This is a genomic window from Burkholderia sp. PU8-34 (genome assembly GCF_053427725.1).
On sequence record NZ_JBSAXC010000005.1, the window covers coordinates 322,693 to 336,595 of the forward strand.

The window sequence follows — 13,903 nt, forward strand, 5'->3', positions numbered from 1 at the left end:
GGCAAGCGCCGACGCGCTGACCCTGGTCGACAAAACAAGGAGTGAAACGATGAAGCGATATGGCGTAGGCGAAGCGAAGGGCACGGGCGGCCAGGTGATGCCGTTTGCGCGTGCGGTCGAAGCCGACGGCTGGCTGTACGTGTCGGGCCAGACGCCGATGGTGAACGGCGAAGTGGTCGAAGGCGGGATCGTCACGCAGTCGAAGCAAACGATCGAGAACGTGATCGCGATCCTGAAGGAAGCCGGCTACGGCCTCGAGCACGTCGTGCGCTGCGGCGTGTGGCTCGACGATGCGCGCGATTTCGCGTCGTTCAACAAGGTGTTCATCTCGTACTTCGGCGAGCATCCGCCGGCACGTGCGTGCGTGCAGTCGAGCATGGTGATCGACTGCAAGGTCGAGGTCGACTGCATCGCGTACAAGGCGCCGGCGAAGTAACGCCCGACGTTACCCCGAAGTTACGCGACAAGCGCGTCTGTCGCATGAAAAGACACCCCGATCGGCGTGAGCCGGTCGAGGTGTCGTGTTTCCGGGCGCCAGCGAACGGCTGCGCCGCGTTACTGCCGCGCGGTGCGCGCGTTATCCGGCATCGGCTGGTTGTAGTTCGTGCGAAACGGATTGATATCGAGCCCGCCGCGCCGCGTATAACGCGCATACACCGCGAGCTTCACCGGTTTGCACGCATGCAGGATGTCGACGAAGATGCGCTCGACGCACTGCTCGTGAAAGCCCGTGTGATTGCGGAACGAGATGAGGTAGCGCAACAGCCCCGCATGGTCGATCTGCGGCCCGACGTAGTGGATCTGCACGCTGCCCCAGTCGGGCTGGCCCGTGACCGGGCAGTTCGACTTCAGCAGGTCGGACACGAGCGTCTCCTCGACCGGCGCCTCGTCGTGCGCGGCGGTGAGCAGCGACGGATCGGGTTCGTAGATGTCGGTATCGAGGTCGAGCCGGTCGAGCGACAGCCCGTCGAGCTCGTCCATCTCGAGCTTGCGGAAGTCGTGCGGCGACACGAGCTGCACGGCGACGCTCGCGCCGCACGCGGCCGACACGTCGCGCTTCAGCGCGTCGCGCACGGCGTCGACGGAATCGAACTTCGTCTGCGCGAACGAGCCGAGATACAGCTTGAACGACTTCGATTCGACGATGTTCGGCGATTCGGCCGGCACGTAGAACGTCGCGACCGCGACCTGCGGCTTGCCGCGCGCATTGAGCCACGACAGCTCGTACGCGTTCCAGATGTCGGTGCCGAAGAACGGCAGCGGGGACGTGATGCCGATCTGCTCGCGCGCGCCGGTGCGCGGGATCGGGAACAGCAGCGACGCGTCGTACTGCGTCGCGTAGACGGTCGCCTTGCCGAGCGGAGAGTGTTCGGGATTCATGGTGCGTGACGGTTACGACAGGAACAGGCGATAGGCCGGATTGGCGCTTTCTTCGACATACGGATAGCCGAGCGCTGCGAGGAAGCGTTCGAACTCCGCATGGTCGGCGGGCGGCACCTGCAGACCGACGAGGATCGAGCTGTAGTCCGCGCCCTGGTTGCGGTAGTGGAACAGGCTGATGTTCCAGTCGGGCGCCATCGACGACAGGAACTTCATCAGCGCGCCCGGGCGCTCCGGGAATTCGAAGCGGAACAGCCGCTCGTCGAGCGCGAGCGGCGAGCGACCGCCGACCATGTAGCGGATGTGCTCCTTCGACAGCTCGTCGTGCGTCAGGTCGACGGACTGGAAGCCGTGCGACTCGAAGTTCGCGGCGATTTCCGCGGATTCGCCGCGGCGCTTGATCTGCACGCCGACGAAGATGTGCGCGGCCTGCGCATCGGCGATCCGGTAGTTGAACTCGGTGACGTTGCGCTCGCCGACGAGCGAGCAGAAGCGCTTGAAGCTGCCGCGCTCCTCGGGGATCGTCACCGCGAACACCGCTTCGCGGGCCTCACCGACCTCGGCGCGCTCGGCGACGAAGCGCATCCGGTCAAAGTTCATGTTCGCGCCGGACGTGATCGCGACGAGCGTCTGGTTCTCGATCCCTTCGCGTTCCGCGTAGAGCTTCGCGCCCGCGACCGCCAGCGCGCCGGACGGTTCGAGCACGCTGCGCGTGTCCTGGAACACGTCCTTGATCGCCGCGCACAGCGCGTCGGTGTTGACCGTCAGGACGCCATCGAGGTGTTCGCTGCAGAGCCGGAAGGTTTCCTCGCCGACGAGCTTCACCGCGGTGCCGTCCGCGAACAGGCCGACCTCGGTCAGCTCGACGCGGCGGCCGGCGTCGATCGACTGCGCCATCGCGCACGAATCCTCGGTCTGCACGCCGAACACCTTGATCTCCGGGCGCACGGCTTTCACGTACGCGACGATGCCCGCGGCGAGTCCGCCGCCGCCGATCGGCACGAAGATCGCGTGGATCGGGCCCTGGTGCTGGCGCAGGATTTCCATCGCGACGGTGCCCTGGCCCGCGATCACGTACGGATCGTCGAACGGGTGGACAAACGTGAGGTCGCGCTCTTCCTGCACCTTGACCGCATGCGCGTACGCATCGCTGTACGATTCGCCGGCCTGGATCACCTCGACCGACGGGCCGCCGTGCGCGCGCACCGCGTCGACCTTCACCTGCGGCGTCGTGACCGGCACGACGATCACCGCCTTGATGCCCATGCGCGCCGCCGAGAACGCGACGCCCTGCGCGTGGTTGCCCGCCGATGCCGTAATCACGCCGCGCGCGAGCGCGTCGGCCGGAATGTGCGCCATCTTGTTGTACGCGCCGCGCAGCTTGAACGAGAACACCGGCTGGTTGTCCTCGCGCTTCAGGTACACGGGGTTGCGCAGCCGGGCCGACAGGTTGCGGGCGGGTTCGAGTTCCGTCTCGATCGCGACGTCGTAGACGCGCGCGGTGAGGATTTTCTTCAGATAATCGTGGGATGCCATGGACGCTCGCGTGCAGTGCGGGGTAGGACGCAAAACATCAATAATAGCGCCTGCACCGCTTCCGGGCACGGCCTGTGCGTCGCGCGGGATGCGGGACGCGCCGCGGACGGCCGGTCGCGGCGGTCGCGGCGGCTGCCGCGGCTGCCGCGGTTTCCGGCGTTGCCGCAGCTGCCGGGGTTGCGGATGCGCGCCGCGCGAGCCCGCCCGGTGCGCTTAACCGGCCAGTTACCGACCGGCCGGACGGCGAATGAGGGCCCGAAACCGCTTCGGGCCCCGGCCGGCGGGCCTTCCGGCGATATCCCCACAACGCGTCCGAGGCCTCACGCGATGCCCGATCATGGGTTAGAATTCCGTTTTGAATCAAGGATCGGAAGATGCAGAGGCACCCTCGGATCGCCCCATTGAAGCCGTCGCCGCGCGCAGCCAGCCCCGCGGCGGAACGGCATGCGCGCCGCGCACGATCGTGCTGACGGCTCCGAGTGCCGCCAGGTGTCGACGCGGAGTTGCGCTTCAGCGCGCGCTTCGGTCCCACGCAGAGCAGATGCGTTCCTGGTAACAGAACAGATTTCCCCAAGATAGCGCCCACGCGCTTGCCGACGCCCCTGTCCGGTGTATCGGCCCTCCGAGTCGTCCGAACATGAACGCACCACAAGTTTTCGATCCGCATGGCGCGGCCGCCGCTGTCGCCGCCGACCCCGCGCCCCGTCTGCGTGAGATTCCGTACAACTACACCTCGTTCTCCGACCGCGAGATCGTGATCCGCCTGCTCGGCGAGGAAGCCTGGGCCGTGCTCGACGAGCTTCGCGCCGAGCGCCGCACGGGCCGCTCGGCCCGGATGCTGTACGAGGTGCTGGGCGACATCTGGGTCGTGCGCCGCAACCCGTACCTGCAGGACGACCTGCTCGACAACCCGAAGCGCCGCGCGCTGCTGATCGAGGCGCTGAACCACCGCCTGGGCGAGATCGAGAAGCGTCGCCGCGCCGACCTGACCGAACACCAGGACGACGAAACGGCCCGCGAGCGCGCCGCGCGCGTCGGGGCGCTCGAGGCTGCCGCGCAGCGTGCCGTCAACGAGTTCGCCGACGAATTCGACAAGATGGCCGAGCTGCGCCGACGTGCGACCAAGGCGCTCGGCCGCTGCACGCAGAAGGACAACATCCGCTTCGACGGGCTGTCGCGCGTGTCCCACGTGACCGACGCGACCGACTGGCGCGTCGAATACCCGTTCGTCGTGCTGACCCCGGACACCGAAGCCGAGATCGCCGGCCTCGTGAAGGCCTGCTTCGAGCTCGGCCTGACGGTGATCCCGCGCGGCGGCGGCACCGGCTACACGGGCGGCGCGGTGCCGCTCACGCCGTTCTCGGCGGTGATCAACACCGAGAAGCTCGAGCAGCTCGGCGCGGTCGAGCTGACCGAGCTGCCGGGCGTCGCGCACAAGGTGCCGACGATCTTCTCCGGCGCGGGCGTCGTCACGCGCCGCGTGACCGAGGCGGCCGAAGCGGCCGGCTACGTGTTCGCGGTCGACCCGACGTCGCTCGACGCGTCCTGCATCGGCGGCAACGTCGCGATGAACGCGGGCGGCAAGAAGGCCGTGCTGTGGGGCACCGCGCTCGACAACCTGGCCTGGTGGCGGATGGTCGACCCGGACGGCAACTGGCTCGAAGTCACGCGCCACGAGCACAACCAGGGCAAGATCCACGACATCCCGGTCGCGCGTTTCGAGCTGAAGTGGTTCGACGGCGCGTATGCGCCGGGCGAGAAGCTGCTGAAGAGCGAGATGCTCGAGATCGAAGGCCGCCGGTTCCGCAAGGAAGGCCTCGGCAAGGACGTCACCGACAAGTTCCTCGCCGGCCTGCCGGGCGTGCAGAAGGAAGGCTGCGACGGGCTCATCACGTCCGCGCGCTGGGTGCTGCACAAGATGCCAGCGCACACGCGCACCGTCTGCCTCGAGTTCTTCGGCCAGGCGCGCGAGGCGATCCCGAGCATCGTCGAGATCAAGGACTACCTGTTCGAGACGTCGAAGCAGGGCGGCGCGATCCTCGCGGGCCTCGAGCACCTCGACGAGCGCTACCTGCGCGCGGTCGGCTATGCGACGAAGAGCAAGCGCAACGCGTTCCCGAAGATGGTGCTGATCGGCGACATCGTCGGCGACGACGCGGACGCGGTCGCGCACGCGACGTCCGAAGTCGTGCGCATGGCGAACGGCAAGAGCGGCGAAGGCTTCGTCGCGGTGAGCGCCGAGGCGCGCAAGCGCTTCTGGCTCGACCGCAGCCGCACGGCCGCGATCGCGAAGCACACGAACGCGTTCAAGATCAACGAGGACGTCGTCATCCCGCTGAACCGGATGGGCGAGTACACCGACGGCATCGAGCGGATCAACATCGAGCTGTCGCTGAAGAACAAGCTGCAGCTCGTCGACGCGCTGGAAGCGTTCTTCACGAACGGCAACCTGCCGCTCGGCAAGACCGACGACGCGAACGAGATCCCGAGCGCCGAGCTGCTGGAAGACCGCGTGCAGCAGGCGCTGGAATTGCTCAAGCGCGTGCGCGCGCGCTGGGAATTCGTGCGCGACCGGCTCGACCAGCCGCTGCGCGAGGCGCAGCACTACCTCGTGCAGCTCGGCTACGAGGCGCTTGCCGAGAAGTTCGCGGATCGCGTCGACGCGCAGCCGGGCGTGAACGTGTTCCACGTCACGCAGGACCGCACGGTGCGGATCTCGTGGAAGCAGGAGATCCGCGCGGAGCTGCGTGCGATCTTCAACGGCGGCGCATTCAAGCCGATCCTCGACGAGGCGCAGGCGATCCACAAGCAGGTGCTGCGCGGCCGCGTGTTCGTCGCGCTGCACATGCACGCGGGCGACGGCAACGTCCACACGAACCTGCCGGTCAACTCCGACAACTACGAGATGCTGCAGGACGCCCACGCGGCGGTCGCGCGCATCATGACGCTTGCGCGCTCGCTCGACGGCGTGATCTCCGGCGAGCACGGGATCGGCATCACGAAGCTCGAGTTCCTGACCGACGACGAAATGGCCGATTTCCGCGCGTACAAGCAGCGCGTCGATCCGAACGGCCGTTTCAACAAGGGCAAGCTGCTCGACGGCGCGGACCTGCGCAACGCGTACACGCCGAGCTTCGGGCTGATGGGCTACGAATCGCTGATCATGCAGCAGTCCGACATCGGCGCGATCGCCGATTCGGTGAAGGACTGCCTGCGCTGCGGCAAGTGCAAGCCGGTGTGCGCGACCCACGTGCCGCGCGCGAACCTGCTGTACAGCCCGCGCAACAAGATCCTCGCGACGTCGCTGCTGATCGAGGCGTTCCTGTACGAGGAACAGACCCGCCGCGGCGTGTCGATCAAGCACTGGGACGAGTTCAACGACGTGGCCGACCACTGCACGGTGTGCCACAAGTGCGCGACGCCGTGCCCGGTGAAGATCGACTTCGGCGACGTGACGATGAACATGCGCAACCTGTTGCGCAAGATGGGCAAGAAGAAATTCAACGCCGGCAATGCGGCGGGCATGTTCTTCCTGAACGCGACCAATCCGCAGACGATCAACGTCGCGCGCAGCGTGATGATGGGCGCCGGCTACAAGGTGCAGCGTTTCGCGAACGACATGCTGAAGAAGGTCGTGACGAAGCAGACGCAGCACCCGCCCGCGACCACCGGCAAGCCGCCCGTCGTCGAGCAGGTGATCCACTTCGTCAACAAGAAGATGCCGGGCAACCTGCCGAAGAAGACGGCGCGCGCGCTGCTCGACATCGAGGACAACAAGATCGTGCCGATCATCCGCGATCCGAAGACGACGACCGTCGATTCGGAAGCGGTGTTCTACTTCCCGGGCTGCGGCTCCGAGCGCCTGTTCTCGCAGGTCGGTCTCGCGACGCAGGCGATGCTGTGGGAAGCCGGCGTGCAGACCGTGCTGCCGCCGGGCTACCTGTGCTGCGGCTATCCGCAGCGCGGCTCCGGCCAGTACGACAAGGCCGAGAAGATCGTCACCGACAACCGCGTGCTGTTCCACCGCGTCGCGAACACGCTGAACTACCTCGACATCAAGACGGTGGTCGTGTCGTGCGGCACCTGCTACGACCAGCTCGCAGGCTACGAATTCGACAAGATCTTCCCGGGCTGCCGGATCATCGACATCCACGAGTTCCTGCTCGAGAAGGGGATGAAGCTCGACGGCGTGAAGGGCACGCGCTACATGTATCACGACCCGTGCCACACGCCGATCAAGACGATGGACCCGGTCAAGCTCGTCAACGAGCTGATGGGCGCGGAGAAGGACGGCTACAGGATCGAGAAGAACGAGCGCTGCTGCGGCGAATCGGGCACGCTCGCGGTCACGCGTCCGGACATTTCGACGCAGGTCCGCTTCCGCAAGGAAGAGGAGATCCGCAAGGGTGCGGCGAAACTGCGCAGCATTCCGGTCGTCGCGGGCGACGCGCCGGCGCCGGCCGGGAATGGCGGCGCGGACGTGAAGATCCTGACGAGCTGCCCGTCGTGCCTGCAGGGCCTGTCGCGCTACAACGAGGACGCGAACATCGAGGCCGACTACGTCGTCGTCGAGATCGCGCGCCAGGTGCTCGGCGAGAACTGGATGGCCGACTATGTCGCACACGCAAACAATGGCGGGATCGAGCGCGTGCTGGTCTAATGCGGGCTTGACTGCACGACTAGCCATGCATGGGACCGGGGCAGGCGCCGAAGCGCCAGCTCCGGTCCCATGCATGGGATGAGGGTCAGCGCTGAAGCGCTGACGCTCGTCGACACAGGGGAGCGACAATGGAATGCGTGTTTTGCCGTGAAGACGGTGGCGAGCTGCTGTGGCGGGACGATGCGCTGCGCGTCGTCCTCGCGACGGGCGAGCACGACTACCCGGGCTTCTGCCGGGTGATCTGGGGCGCGCACGTCGCCGAGTTCTCCGATCTCGGCGACGCCGAGCGCGCCCGCGTGATGGACGTCGTCTGCGCGGTCGAGCGCGCGGTGCGGCGCGTGATGCAGCCGAACAAGGTGAACCTCGCGAGCCTCGGCAACATGGTGCCGCACGTGCACTGGCACGTGATCCCGCGCTTCTCGAACGACGCGCATTTCCCGCAGCCCGTATGGGCGCCGCGGCAGCGCAGCGTGTCCGAGGCGCTGTTGCGCCAGCGCGCCGCGCAGGCGTCGCTGCTGCACAACGTGGTGCGCGAAGAGATTGAACGACTGACCGATTCGAGGCAGCCATGAGCGGTTTGACTTCCACGACCCCGATTCCGTCGGGCGTCGTCGTGCACGCGGTGTCGCGCGTGCTCGAATTGCAGTACCCGAACGGCGAGAACTACCGGATCCCGTTCGAGCTGATGCGCGTCTATTCTCCGTCGGCCGAGGTGCGCGGCCACGGGCCCGGGCAGGAAACCCTGCAGACCGGCAAGCGCGACGTGTCGATCACCGCGCTCGAGGGCGTCGGCAACTACGCGCTGCAGCCGACCTTCTCCGACGGCCATTCGACCGGCATCTACTCGTGGGACCTGCTGTACGAGCTGGCGACGCACCAGGATGCGCTATGGCGCGACTATTTCGACAAACTGAAGGCGGCGGGCGTCGATCGCGATGCCCCGATGCCGGCGGCGGGCACGCCGCACGGCCACTGCCACTGAACGACGGCGCCGGCTCTCGGCGCCGTCTTGCCTTTTACTGAGGATCAACGCGATGAGCAAAACCCACTTCGGCTTCGATAGCGTCGAGGAAAACGAAAAAGCGAAGAAAGTGGCGGGCGTGTTCCATTCGGTCGCGAGCAACTACGATCTGATGAACGACCTGATGTCGGCGGGCATGCACCGCGCGTGGAAGGCGTTCACGATCGCGCAGGCGAATGTGCGCCCCGGCTACAAGGTGCTCGACATCGCGGCCGGCACGGGCGACCTGACCAAGGCGTTCGCGAAGGCTGCCGGGCCGACGGGCGAGGTCTGGCACACGGACATCAACGAATCGATGCTGCGGGTCGGCCGCGACCGCCTGCTCGACAAGGGCATCGTGACGCCGTCGCTGCTGTGCGACGCCGAGAAAATTCCGTTTCCGGACAACTACTTCGACGTGGTCACGGTCGCGTTCGGGCTGCGCAACATGACCCACAAGGACGCCGCGATTGCCGAGATGCGCCGCGTCACGAAGCCGGGCGGGCGCGTGATGGTGCTCGAATTCTCGAAGGTCTGGGAGCCGCTGAAAAAAGCGTACGATCTGTATTCTTTCAAAGTATTACCGTGGCTTGGCGACAAGTTCGCGAAAGATGCCGACAGTTACCGGTATCTTGCTGAATCTATCCGGATGCATCCCGATCAGGACACGCTGAAGACGATGATGGAGCAAGCGGGCCTCGATGCCGTCAAATATTACAATTTGTCAGGTGGCGTGGTAGCGTTACATCTCGGAACCAAGTACTAAGGGGTTCTTTCCATACGTTTGCCTTACATCTGGAGATGCTGATGTCCCAATCGCGTTCGTTGTTCAACCGTAGCAAGCCGTCCAAGCCGTGGGCTCGACGGCTCGGCACGCTGCTGATGGTCGGCCTGCTGACGGCCGGCACGTTCGCATCGCTCGACGCGGAAGCCAGGCGGATGGGCGGCGGGCGCAGCATCGGCCGCCAGTCCTCCACCGTCACGCAGCGTCAGGCCACGCCGCCCGCGCAGCAGCCGATGCAGCAGGCTGCACCGGCGCAGGCGCAGCGCGCGAATCCGGCCGCCCCGGCGCCGGCCGCACCCAACCGCTCGCGCTGGCTCGGGCCGATCGCCGGTCTCGCGGCCGGTCTCGGCATCGCGGCACTGCTGTCGCACTTCGGCCTCGGCGAGGCGTTCGCCGGGATGATGTCGAACCTGATCGTGATCGCGCTGCTCGCGATGGTCGGCATCTGGGTGATCCGCAAGATCATGAACCGCCGCCGCACGAACGAGCCAACGTACTCGGTGGGCAGCTCGGCGTCGGCGTCGGGCGGCTACGCGCAAGGCCCGTCGTTCCAGCCCGGCAACGGCAGCAGCTATGCGAACGAGGCGCAGGGCGTGTTCGGCGGCGGCGCGGCGACGGCAGGCGCGGCAGCGGCGGTGGCAGGTGCTGCAGCAGCGCCGCTGCAGGTGCCGGCCGGCTTCGACACCGAAGCGTTCCTGCGCAGCGCGAAGGTCTCCTTCGTGCGGCTGCAGGCCGCGTGGGACCAGGGCAACCTGGCCGACATCCGCGAGTTCACGACGCCGGAAATGTTCGCCGAGATCAAGATCGACCTCGATTCGCGCGGCAACGAAGCGAACCAGACCGACGTCGTGCAGCTCGACGCCGAGCTTTACGCGATCGAGGACCGCGGCATCGAGCAGTCGGCGAGCGTCCGCTTCCACGGCCTGATCCGCGAATCGGCGAGTGCGCCGGCCGCGCCGTTCGATGAAGTCTGGAACCTGACGAAGTCGGGCGGTCAGGGCTGGTTGCTCGCGGGTATCCAGCAGCTCAATACGCATTGAGCGCCGGGCGGCGGCGCGGCCCCCGGCCGAGCCGCCCCTTGGCGACCCCGCTGCGACCGCTTGCCGCTCGGGCGAGCGGTCGGACACGGGCCACAGCCGATCCGACGTTACAATAGAAACCCGCGTGGGCGTCCGGCCCGCGCGGGTTTTTTCTTTCCCAGCCCGATGACCTTTGCCGCCAAGCCTTTTGCAGCTGCTGTCAATCATCTGCTCGCGCGTGAATCCTGGGCGCGTGACCGCCTGATTCCCTATGCGGGCAAGACCGCCCGACTCGACGTGCCACCCGTGACGCTCACGCTGCTGGTGCAGCCGGACGGCTATCTTTGCGCAGTCGACGCGCAGGACGCGCAACAGGTCGACGTATCGATCGCGCTCGCGGGCGACACGGTCGCCACGTTCCTGCAGGGCGGGCAGGCGGCCGTGATGAAGCACGTGAAGATCGAGGGCGACGCGGAGTTCGCGACGCAGATCGCGAAGCTCGCCGAGCATCTGCGCTGGGAACCGGAAGAAGATCTCGCGAAGCTGGTCGGCGACGCGGCGGCGCACCGGATCGCGACGGTCGTGCGCGACGCCGGCGCGCGCGCGCGCCGCACCGGCCGCAATGTGCTCGATTCGCTCGCCGAGTATTGGCTCGACGAGAATCCGCAAGTCGTCCGGCGCGCATCGCTCGCGGACTTCGATGCCGAACTGGCGCGTGCGCGGGATGCGCTCGCCCGGGTCGAGAAGCGGGTCGAGCGACTCGAACAAAAAAACGGCGTGCGCACGGGCGGCAGCCCGCGCGGCACGCACTGAGGGCCGCCGGGCATGCGTATTTTCCGTTTCATCAAGATTCTCTACACCGTCATCCGCTTCGGCCTCGACGAGGTGATGCTGTCCCGGATCGACGACCGGCGCGTGAGGCTGCTGCTGCGCATCACGACGATCGGCCGCCGCTATTCCGATCCGCCCGCGGTGCGGCTGCGCCGCGCGCTCGAGAGCCTGGGCCCGATCTTCGTGAAGTTCGGCCAGGTGCTGTCGACGCGCCGCGACCTGCTGTCGGTCGATTTCGCGAACGAGCTTGCGAAGCTGCAGGACCAGGTGCCGCCGTTCGATTCGTCGGTCGCGATCTCGATCGTCGAGAAGTCGCTCGGCGCGCCGGTCGACGAGCTGTTCGACGAATTCGAGCGCGAACCGGTCGCGAGCGCGTCGATCGCGCAGGTGCATTTCGCAAAACTCAAGCTCGGCGCGCACGCGGGCAAGGCGGTCGCGGTGAAGGTGCTGCGTCCGAACATGCTGGGCGTGATCGATTCCGATCTCGCGCTGATGCGCGACATCGCGACATGGACCGAGCGCGTGTGGGCCGACGGCCGGCGCCTGAAGCCGCGCGAAGTCGTCGCCGAATTCGACAAGTACCTGCACGACGAGCTGGACCTGATGCGCGAGGCGGCCAACGGCAGCCAGCTGCGCCGCAACTTCGCGGGCCTCGACCTGCTGCTCGTGCCGGAGATGTTCTGGGATTTCTCGACGTCGACCGTGCTCGTGATGGAGCGCATGTCCGGCGTGCCGATCAGCCAGGTCGAGACGCTGCGCACGGCGGGCGTCGACATCAAGAAGCTCGCGCGCGAAGGCGTCGAGATCTTCTTCACGCAGGTGTTCCGCGACGGCTTCTTCCATGCGGACATGCACCCCGGCAACATTCAGGTGAGCCTCGACCCGAGCACCTTCGGCCGCTATGTCGCGCTCGATTTCGGGATCGTCGGCGCGCTGTCCGACTTCGACAAGAACTACCTCGCGCAGAACTTCCTTGCGTTCTTCAAGCGCGACTACCATCGCGTCGCGACGCTCCACCTCGAATCGGGCTGGGTGCCGCCGGATACGCGAGTCGAGGAGCTCGAAAGCGCGATCCGCGCGGTATGCGAGCCGTATTTCGACCGCGCGCTGAAGGACATCTCGCTCGGCCAGGTGCTGATGCGCCTGTTCTCGACGTCGCGCCGCTTCAACGTCGAGATCCAGCCGCAGCTCGTGCTGCTGCAGAAGACGATGCTGAACGTCGAGGGGCTCGGCCGCTCGCTCGATCCGGAACTCGACCTGTGGAAGACCGCGAAGCCGTATCTCGAGCGCTGGATGACCGAGCAGATCGGCCTGCGCGGCTGGTACGAGCGCTTCAAGGTCGAGGCGCCGCAATGGAGCAAGACGCTGCCGCAGCTGCCGCGTCTGATCCATCACGCAATTGCCGCGCGCCACGATGCGCCGCGCGCCGCGAGCGAAGACCTGATGCGGCAGATCCTGGTCGAGCAGAAGCGCACCAACCGGCTGCTGCAGGCGCTGCTGATCTTCGGCCTGGCCGTGGGCGTCGGCGCGCTCGTCGCGCGCGTGCTGCTCGCGCTGGCTTACGGCGCCTGACGGAAACCAAGGAGGCATGGCGATGTCCGACCCGACCCGCGAGAACGCACCGGCCGCGCCGGGCGCTGCGGACTTTTCGACGCGCGACCCGGGCGACGCGTCATTCTGGGATGAACGTTTCGCGCGCGGCGTGACGCCGTGGGAATTCGGCGGCGTGCCCGACGGCTTTCGCGCGTTCGCGAGCCGGCGCGACGCATGCGCGGTGCTGATTCCCGGCTGCGGCAGCGCGCAGGAAGCAGGGTGGCTCGCGCAGGCCGGCTGGCCCGTGCGCGCGATCGATTTTGCCGCGCAGGCGGTCGCGGCCGCGAAGGCGCAGCTCGGTGCGCACGCGGGCGTGGTCGAGCAGGCCGATTTCTTCGCGTACCAGCCGCCGTTCGACGTGCAGTGGGTGTACGAGCGCGCATTCCTGTGCGCGCTTCCGCCTGCCCGGCGCGCCGATTACGCGGCGAAGATGGCCGGGCTGCTGCCCGCAGGCGCGCTGCTCGCCGGCTACTTCTTCGTGATGGATAAACCGAAGGGGCCGCCGTTCGGCATCGACCGCGCGGAACTCGACGCGCTGCTCGGGCCGCACTTCGAGCTGATCGAGGATCTGCCCGTGACCGATTCGCTGCCCGTATTCGAAGGGCGCGAGCGCTGGCTTACGTGGCGCCGCCATTGACGCGGGCACGTCGCGGCGGTTGCCGGGGCGCGCCGGGGTTTCGGCTATAATTCAAGGTTTTGCAAGCTGTTTCCAGTTTCCGCGGGAAAAATATCATGCCGATCTACGCCTATCGATGCGAAGCGTGCGGTTTCGCGAAGGATGTGCTCCAGAAGATGAGCGACGCGCCGCTGTCGCAGTGTCCCGAATGCGGGAAGGATGCATTTCGCAAGCAGGTCACCGCTGCGGGCTTTCAGCTGAAGGGATCGGGTTGGTATGTCACCGATTTCCGCGGCGGCTCGGGCGGCACCAGCGCGCCGGCTACTGCGTCCGCGTCGTCGTCGGACGATGCGGCGGCGCCGGCTGCGGCGGCGGCACCAGCGTCGGACGGTGCGGCGAGCGCCGCACCGACGGCCACGCCCGCGCCGGCCGCGCCCGCTGCGACCAGTTGACTGTCGCGGCCCGGCCGGGCCGCGCTCACGCC

At 67.1% G+C, this 13,903-nt stretch carries 12 protein-coding genes; 10 read left to right on the forward strand and 2 right to left on the reverse strand.

The features are described from left to right. Nucleotides 1-49 precede the first annotated feature (49 nt). Nucleotides 50-436 (forward strand): RidA family protein, encoded by a 387-nt coding sequence (locus tag ACV22Z_RS15490; protein ID WP_011353171.1) that lies wholly within the window; start codon nucleotides 50-52, stop codon nucleotides 434-436. Nucleotides 437-555: 119 nt separating this feature from the next. Here the strand turns inward: ACV22Z_RS15490 and queF are convergent, their stop codons facing one another. Both queF and ilvA read right to left on the reverse strand, forming a co-directional pair. Further along, nucleotides 556-1,380, reverse strand: a complete 825-nt coding sequence (queF, locus tag ACV22Z_RS15495; protein WP_448077173.1) for an NADPH-dependent 7-cyano-7-deazaguanine reductase QueF — start codon at nucleotides 1,378-1,380, stop codon at nucleotides 556-558. A 12-nt stretch (nucleotides 1,381-1,392) separates the two neighbouring features. Next, nucleotides 1,393-2,916, reverse strand: a complete 1,524-nt coding sequence (ilvA, locus tag ACV22Z_RS15500; protein WP_448077174.1) for a threonine ammonia-lyase, biosynthetic — start codon at nucleotides 2,914-2,916, stop codon at nucleotides 1,393-1,395. A 637-nt stretch (nucleotides 2,917-3,553) separates the two neighbouring features. Between ilvA and ACV22Z_RS15505 the strand changes: the two genes are divergently transcribed. The 9 genes from ACV22Z_RS15505 (at nucleotide 3,554) to ACV22Z_RS15545 (ending at nucleotide 13,871) form a co-directional block, all read left to right on the forward strand. Then, the gene (locus tag ACV22Z_RS15505; protein ID WP_448077175.1) at nucleotides 3,554-7,576 is read left to right on the forward strand and encodes a DUF3683 domain-containing protein; all 4,023 of its coding nucleotides are present in this window, start codon (nucleotides 3,554-3,556) and stop codon (nucleotides 7,574-7,576) included. A gap of 128 nt (nucleotides 7,577-7,704) precedes the next feature. Then, nucleotides 7,705-8,148, forward strand: a complete 444-nt coding sequence (locus tag ACV22Z_RS15510; RefSeq protein WP_448077176.1) for an HIT family protein — start codon at nucleotides 7,705-7,707, stop codon at nucleotides 8,146-8,148. Next, a complete protein-coding gene (locus ACV22Z_RS15515) occupies nucleotides 8,145-8,558 on the forward strand; it encodes a gamma-butyrobetaine hydroxylase-like domain-containing protein (RefSeq protein WP_448077177.1) in 414 nt (137 codons plus the stop codon). The genes ACV22Z_RS15510 and ACV22Z_RS15515 overlap by 4 nt, the downstream gene beginning before the upstream one ends. Before the next feature lie 52 nt (nucleotides 8,559-8,610). Then, nucleotides 8,611-9,342 carry a bifunctional demethylmenaquinone methyltransferase/2-methoxy-6-polyprenyl-1,4-benzoquinol methylase UbiE gene (gene ubiE, locus ACV22Z_RS15520; RefSeq protein ID WP_448077178.1) on the forward strand — a complete coding sequence of 244 codons (732 nt, stop codon included), beginning with the start codon at nucleotides 8,611-8,613 and terminating at the stop codon, nucleotides 9,340-9,342. A gap of 41 nt (nucleotides 9,343-9,383) precedes the next feature. Beyond that, complete coding sequence (locus tag ACV22Z_RS15525; RefSeq protein WP_448077179.1) at nucleotides 9,384-10,400, forward strand: Tim44 domain-containing protein; 1,017 nt, start codon at nucleotides 9,384-9,386, stop codon at nucleotides 10,398-10,400. A 165-nt stretch (nucleotides 10,401-10,565) separates the two neighbouring features. After that, nucleotides 10,566-11,192: a ubiquinone biosynthesis accessory factor UbiJ gene (locus ACV22Z_RS15530; protein WP_448077180.1), complete on the forward strand. Its 627-nt coding sequence runs from the start codon at nucleotides 10,566-10,568 to the stop codon at nucleotides 11,190-11,192. A gap of 12 nt (nucleotides 11,193-11,204) precedes the next feature. Beyond that, on the forward strand, nucleotides 11,205-12,782 hold the full coding sequence (ubiB, locus tag ACV22Z_RS15535) for a ubiquinone biosynthesis regulatory protein kinase UbiB (RefSeq protein ID WP_448077181.1): 1,578 nt from the start codon (nucleotides 11,205-11,207) through the stop codon (nucleotides 12,780-12,782). Nucleotides 12,783-12,804: 22 nt separating this feature from the next. Next, entirely contained in the window at nucleotides 12,805-13,440 is a 636-nt protein-coding gene (locus ACV22Z_RS15540) for an SAM-dependent methyltransferase (RefSeq protein ID WP_448077182.1), read from the forward strand. 95 nt (nucleotides 13,441-13,535) lie between these two features. Then, entirely contained in the window at nucleotides 13,536-13,871 is a 336-nt protein-coding gene (locus tag ACV22Z_RS15545) for an FmdB family zinc ribbon protein (RefSeq protein ID WP_448077183.1), read from the forward strand. The last annotated feature ends 32 nt before the right edge of the window (nucleotides 13,872-13,903 follow it).

Bases quoted from the DNA above. Each gene is read 5' to 3' on its own strand.
- ACV22Z_RS15490 (WP_011353171.1), top strand. From the start codon at position 50: ATGAAGCGATATGGCGTAGGCGAAGCGAAGGGCACGGGCGGCCAGGTG.
- queF (WP_448077173.1), bottom strand. From the start codon at position 1,380: ATGAATCCCGAACACTCTCCGCTCGGCAAGGCGACCGTCTACGCGACG.
- ilvA (WP_448077174.1), bottom strand. From the start codon at position 2,916: ATGGCATCCCACGATTATCTGAAGAAAATCCTCACCGCGCGCGTCTAC.
- ACV22Z_RS15505 (WP_448077175.1), top strand. From the start codon at position 3,554: ATGAACGCACCACAAGTTTTCGATCCGCATGGCGCGGCCGCCGCTGTC.
- ACV22Z_RS15510 (WP_448077176.1), top strand. From the start codon at position 7,705: ATGGAATGCGTGTTTTGCCGTGAAGACGGTGGCGAGCTGCTGTGGCGG.
- ACV22Z_RS15515 (WP_448077177.1), top strand. From the start codon at position 8,145: ATGAGCGGTTTGACTTCCACGACCCCGATTCCGTCGGGCGTCGTCGTG.
- ubiE (WP_448077178.1), top strand. From the start codon at position 8,611: ATGAGCAAAACCCACTTCGGCTTCGATAGCGTCGAGGAAAACGAAAAA.
- ACV22Z_RS15525 (WP_448077179.1), top strand. From the start codon at position 9,384: ATGTCCCAATCGCGTTCGTTGTTCAACCGTAGCAAGCCGTCCAAGCCG.
- ACV22Z_RS15530 (WP_448077180.1), top strand. From the start codon at position 10,566: ATGACCTTTGCCGCCAAGCCTTTTGCAGCTGCTGTCAATCATCTGCTC.
- ubiB (WP_448077181.1), top strand. From the start codon at position 11,205: ATGCGTATTTTCCGTTTCATCAAGATTCTCTACACCGTCATCCGCTTC.
- ACV22Z_RS15540 (WP_448077182.1), top strand. From the start codon at position 12,805: ATGTCCGACCCGACCCGCGAGAACGCACCGGCCGCGCCGGGCGCTGCG.
- ACV22Z_RS15545 (WP_448077183.1), top strand. From the start codon at position 13,536: ATGCCGATCTACGCCTATCGATGCGAAGCGTGCGGTTTCGCGAAGGAT.